This window comes from Methylobacter sp. (genome assembly GCF_004322395.1).
In the GTDB taxonomy this organism is placed as follows: domain Bacteria; phylum Pseudomonadota; class Gammaproteobacteria; order Methylococcales; family Methylomonadaceae; genus Methylobacter_A.
Map to the genome: position 1 here is coordinate 1 of NZ_SCTW01000113.1, position 6,207 is coordinate 6,207.

A 6,207-nucleotide genomic window follows, 5' to 3' on the forward strand; every position below is an offset into this window, starting at 1 on the left:
CGATACCACGACCTTGGTATTCAAGCCGACATTGCCTGCCCCATTAGCCGGGCTGTATTGCACGACGCCGGTGGGGACTAAGTCGGCGCCGGTCCCGGTGCTGAACGATCTATCCGCCGCGCTGGCCAGCACGTTGCCGCTTAGGTCTTCTATGCCTTCCACATGCAGGGTGTAGGCGGTGTTGGCCAGCAACGGCTGCGCCAGTTTCAGGGTCAGGGTTTTGTGGTCGCCGCTCAGTTCCCGAGTCACCGCGATCACCTCGGCGCCTTTGCGCAGTTCGACCCCGCCCAGGCTCAAGCCGCTGACCGCTTCATCGAACCGGACTTGCAACTGTACGTTGGTCGGAACCGAGACTTGATCGGCTGCCACACTGAAACCAACAATACGAGGACCGGTCGCATCTTTGTCGAACGATGTCGTGAAGTAGTAATATGCGTAACTCAGGGGGTTACCAAATAAGTCCTTGATCGCGTTGGTCATATAGATGTGATGCTGACGACCTACCGCAAATGCACTATTGGGTACAAAGGTCAAACTTTGGGCGTCGCCACTCAAATTTACTACGCCAGGAACAAGCAGTCCGGTTACGTCATCGTAAACCAGAACGCTTTGTTCATTAACCGTATCAGCATTGACCGGCTCGCTGAAGCGAACTCCAATCACCGCATTAACAGGAACATTGGTGCTGTTGGCGCTTGGATCTATGTCAGTAACCGTTGGTGGCGTGGTGTCTACCGTATTGCCGGTTTTGTAATGGAAAGAATAAGGTGCGGCAATCGGATTACCGGCACGATCACGAACACCGTCAATAACAATTTTATATTCCGTAAAGTCCGCCAATATGTCATTTGCAGTAAAAATCAGTTGCAAACCATCGCTAGATAGCCGGATTTTTCCGGGAACGACAGGCGCCCCCTCCAGCAAACCCTGGTAAACAACAATAGAACTCGCGTTAATCGATTTTGCCTTTAAAGGCTCGCTTAGCGAAATAACGATTGGATTATTCTCAGGAATATCCAATGCTTCGTTAGCGGGCGCTGTTAATGCTACAGTCGGCGGCGTGACATCAGGGTTGAGCGGATCAGTCTCGTTTTGCTGCTCAACACCATCTTCGATACCATCCTGATCCGAATCGGAATCGGTTGGGCTGGTTTTTAAATCGACTTCATCGCCATCCTTGATACCATCGCCATCAGTGTCCGGATTGGCAGGATTCGATCCATAAAAATTTTCCTGTTCATCGCTCAAGCCATCATGATCGGTATCCGCCTGAACAATCAGGGTTAAAATGGGTGTTGTTTCCGTATTGCCGCCAAAATCGGTGGCCTTGGCGGAAACGGCGATACTGCTACCTACGGTTCCAAATGGCACGGTAACCGGATATTGATAGGGCCGGGAAGTATCAGTGTAAACGACCTCGCCATTAACCAGGAAAGACACTGACTTAACGCCTATATCATCGTCTGCACTGGCAGTAACGGTAATTTTCTTGCCTTCAACAACTGCGGCATCTTGAGCCGGATCGGTAATTTGGATAGTCGGTGCAACGCCCCCTTTATCTTCGGTCAACCGGTATTGACCAATCATAAGGGTTGAGCTGCCGGTCGATTCAAAATCTGAAATAGAACTGGAAGCAGTGAGGTAAACAAAGTTTGAGTCTAATGCCAGCCCAGTCCCGTTATAGTCATTGAACTGGTTAAAATTGACCGTTCCTTGAAATACCGCGTTGACAGGATCTTCGATATTGACATAAGGAACCGAGTTTACAAAAAGAACTTCGGCAAAAAATGCAAACCCATCCGTCAATTCCACGTCGGCGGGGTAAAAACTTGGCTGTTGCGCCACTATAGTTGGGGCAACAGGGTCAGTCAGGTCAACAACTTTGTACCCGGATGTGTAAGCCGCCACATAAGCATAATTGCCATTAAGCGCAACATCTTTAACCGGGCCTATGCCTAAACTGCCTTTTTTAATCGGATTCGTCTTATCGGTTACATCAATAATGTGAACGGAACTTCCCGCCACTACAACAACATTATTACCTTGCGCATCAACTCCTTTAACTTCGCCCAAACCGGTTAATGAACCCGCCGATATAGGTTGAGCGGGTTTACGAACATCGACTATTTCTAAGCCACTGTTGCCGTCAGCAATGTAGGCGAATTGGTTATCGATTTTCACATCCTGGGCAATACCAGCCGTTTCATAGGATGCCAACAAACTCGGCGCAGTCGGATCGGTCACATCAATGATCTGTAAGCCATGATCGCCGTCAGCCAAATAGACGACATTTCCGACCACACGGACGTCAATTGCGGTACCCGCCGTATCTAAATTGCCAACAATCGAAGGCGCGGATCGGTTGGAAACATTGACGATCTGCAAACCTTTGCTGCCTGCCGCCACATAGGCATAATCGCCTGCTACATCTACATTGTTGGCATAGCCTGGAATCGTGATGGAAGACAACGCAGTAGGATTAAACGTACCTACGGTTACCGTTACGGTTTTCTCCAAACCGGTATTTTTTACGGTTAGGTTAGCAGTGCCTGCCTGACCGGCAAATATCAAACCGTCTTTTGCTCCAAAATTTAATATACTCAAGTTGCTTGAGCTGTAAGAAGTACCTGTGGAGCGACTGGTCAAATCCACTAAGCTGCCATCGTTACGTTTACCGGATACCTTGACCTGAAGATTAGCTTCGTTATAAACCGTGTTAAAGGTCATGGTCGGATTGCTGGGAGTTATCACCAACTCGACAAAACTGCGTCCACCGCCATCGTTTTTGTCGGTTGGATTATAGCCGGCAAGAATCTCGGCACTATCACTAACGCCATCGCCATCGCTATCGGCTTGTAACGGATCGGTGATAAAACCATCGGCACCATTCGCTACTTCCTCCCCGTCACTAATGCCATCGCCATCGCTGTCGGCAATTTTAATGCCGGTACCCAGCAGATACTCCTGTTTGTTGGTTAGACCATCCTGGTCGAAATCTTCTTGTGCATCTAAAGGGTCATTAGGATTTAGGCCGTTTGCCAACTCAAAATCGTCGGGAATACCATCGTTATCATTATCACCGTTGGAAGAAACGGTGATGCGTTTGAAGGCTACCACTTCGTCTTTGCGGGCGGTAATCAATACAGTACCGCTAGCTACGCTGGTTACCAAGCCTTCCGCATTGACCGATGCGATAGCAGGATTGCTTGACGTAAAATTAGTGCCTTTAGCAGAGGCAGTGACGTCGATCTGACTACCATCCCGGTAAGTTGCCATCACTTTAAGTTGTGCTGTTGTCCCTATGCCGGATAGGTTTTCAACGGTTGGTTCGGTTACTTGCAGACTGACCGGTACCGGTTCGATGTTTTCAAATTTAATTTCCGGAACCTGGGAAATACCGTTTTGAACGATGTTGAAATAATCGCTTTCACCGGAAAAAGTTTCGCCCAGCTTAGTGCAGGTTGCACGCGCACGTACCCGACCCATTTGCGACGGCACATTAGGCATCGACCAACTGCCATCATTACTAACCTGAACAGTGCGATTAAGAATATTAACGACGCAGTTCTGATCGAGAACATTGGCAGCTGCCGCTTGGTAGTTAATGGCGATACCAAAAATCAGAGCAATCACATAAATAGATTTACTTAGCTGTAGTTTCATCGTCTCATTCCCCTAATCCTCGGCTGCCTTCGCTTAATGTCTATTATTTTTTGAAGCTGTCAATGATGCCGACAAATGTCTCGAAAGACTGTACACCGTCGAGTCGCTTGTAATTAACCAATTGATTGTCTTTTACTCTGCCCACCAAAAAAGCCGGCGTACCGTTAACCCCCAAGCTTGCTCCCAAAGCCATATCTTTTTCGATACTTGCCAGCTGCGCCGGATTTTCTTGGCATTGCTTGAACGCCTGACTATTCAACTTAAGCTTCTTTATAAGGTCATCAATCAATTGATCCGTTACCTGACCATGAACATCGAAAATTGCGTTGTGCATGGCCCAATATTGCCCTTGTTCACCCGCGCAACGCACCGAAAGCGAGGCTTTCTTCGCATGAGCATGAAATTCCAATGGAAAATCCTTCATCACATACTTAACGGTTCCCTTGTCGATATAGCGTTCGCGCAATTTCGGTAAGACGTTTTTATAGTGTTTGCCGCAATAAGGGCACTCGTAATCTGAAAATTCCAGAATGGCAATAGCAGCCTCCTGTTTGCCCAATGTCATTTTCTCTAAACCGGTCAATGGAATCGGGGTCAGCTTAGGCTGGGCATCGGTGAGTTTCTGTTCCAGGCCTGCGACCTTTTGCTGCAATTGCTGAATCTCTTTGCGCATTTCCGACATTTGCAGAAAAATTTCGTCGGCGACCCACTTTTCTTCGGCTTGAGCAACATTTGTCACCAAACTCCAGGCAAAAATTAAAATAATCCGTACAAGCCAACTCATGCATAATTCCAAAAATGTAGGATGGGTAAAGCGTGGCGAAACCCATCATAACGAAACCTAACCCGATCAAACCGCTTTGCAGTTAGACACTCCCAAATACCATCCTGAATGCGATCATCTATCCTTTGGTTGTTCCATGATTATTTCGAGTACTTGATGCAAGGATTTGCAAAGTCTCCCTGACCACCTCGCCACTTCGGTATAAAACTGAATCAATTCAATGCTTCAATCCCGAGGTAATGAAAAAAACAGTTTTTAATAGCGGCATAGCTTCTTGCGAACTCGGTTACCGAAAATGTTTGTTCAATGCACACTCTCTGTTCATATCGAACTTGCAACCCAGAATGTAGGTTGAGCAACTGCTTTATCGTTGCCCAACAATTCAGTTTAGAAACCAAGCCCAATAACCATTACCCAAATCCATTGACATAATCAAACAACGAAATGTCGGGCAACAAAAAGCCGTTGCCCGACCTACCCAGCTTTATCCATCGGGTTATTACCAATCATTTTTTATTTACATAAAAATCCATTAATTCGCCATAAGGATCAATTGTAAAAGTTTGGTATACATCTTCCGTCGCCGGGATTGGTCTTTCATACAAGATATATAAACATCGCAATTTAATTACACTAGTTTCATATTTAAGATATTTACCTGGTAGGTCAGTTCTTGACTTGCGTGCCTCTTCAACAATATTAATTAATTCAGATTCTGAATAAACCTTATCAGGGCACTTTAATTCTTGAGCCGATACCACATTAACCATAAAAATAGATATAACAAAAATAAAGCATTTAATCATAACAATTCCTTATATTAGCGACCACGCATTACATCGACAATAATACCTTTTTGATTTAGTTTAAAAACGATATTCTTTCCTGGTCTTTCCGGCACTGCAGATTCAATTACTGCATAATAACAACCCTGCCTGTTTAACACATAATTGCTCTGCGGATACGCTTTAGGTAGATCTGACCTATGGAGTCTTTCCTGCCTAATGATTTCTATCAGTTGGTCTTTTGTTAACTCTGGCTCGGTACATACAGGTTCAGCGTAAGCGGCATAACCCACTAAACTCAATATCAAGAAAATAACTATTCTATTTAATAACATTACCCACATCCTCTCTAAAATTAATTAAAAACACGTGGAAGGAGAAGTGAAAAATGAGTTGCCATAATTAATTGCTTCTTGAATCCAATGATCAACTACCGCCTGACAAGCTGCTGGATCCGGACTTAAATTACATGATGGCCTTTTATTTTCAAGGCACTGTTTTTCAGCCTTGCTGGCATCACACTCTCCTTGAGACTGTGTTACACTGGGTTTAAATCCTTCCCACGTCTTGCAATCACCATCACTACAATCTATGTGATCTTTGTGCGTGCCTTCATGCACAGCAACGCACTCCTTCGCAATAGAATCCCCTAATACATTCCCTCTACTAGTAAAATTTCCTGGATACATACAAAGTATTGCAGAACCTCGGCAGCAAGCTACAGTCCCCAAAAGCTTACCTGCTTGATAATCAGCGTCATTAGCAATATCCGGCTGTGTACAACATTCCGCATCAGTAGGAGGAGGAACAGTCTTTCCATCCTTACATGTGGCGCATTTTTGGCTAGGCTTTAGAGTATCGTCGTTAACAAGGTTGCAGTTCCCTGTGCATTTTTGGCATTCAGCATTATATGCACAACCACTCCCTCCCGGCTGACTCCCGCAATGCCAGCCTGCCTTGATCACGCCCACACCC

The 6,207-nt window shown here is 45.8% G+C and carries 5 protein-coding genes; all 5 read right to left on the reverse strand.

Annotated elements, in window-relative coordinates; all coding sequences use genetic code 11:
• The coding region (locus EPO18_RS15400) for an Ig-like domain-containing protein (RefSeq protein ID WP_292434734.1) at positions 1-3,663 on the reverse strand (3,663 nt) is incomplete at its 3' end.
• A 43-nt stretch (positions 3,664-3,706) separates the two neighbouring features.
• The gene (locus EPO18_RS15405) at positions 3,707-4,447 is read right to left on the reverse strand and encodes a DsbA family protein (RefSeq protein WP_292434736.1); all 741 of its coding nucleotides are present in this window, start codon (positions 4,445-4,447) and stop codon (positions 3,707-3,709) included.
• A 506-nt stretch (positions 4,448-4,953) separates the two neighbouring features.
• Positions 4,954-5,253, reverse strand: a complete 300-nt coding sequence (locus tag EPO18_RS15410) for a hypothetical protein (RefSeq protein WP_292434737.1) — start codon at positions 5,251-5,253, stop codon at positions 4,954-4,956.
• Between the two features lie 14 nt (positions 5,254-5,267).
• Complete coding sequence (locus EPO18_RS15415) at positions 5,268-5,567, reverse strand: hypothetical protein (protein ID WP_292434738.1); 300 nt, start codon at positions 5,565-5,567, stop codon at positions 5,268-5,270.
• A gap of 24 nt (positions 5,568-5,591) precedes the next feature.
• The coding region (locus tag EPO18_RS15420; RefSeq protein WP_292434740.1) for a hypothetical protein at positions 5,592-6,207 on the reverse strand (616 nt) is incomplete at its 5' end.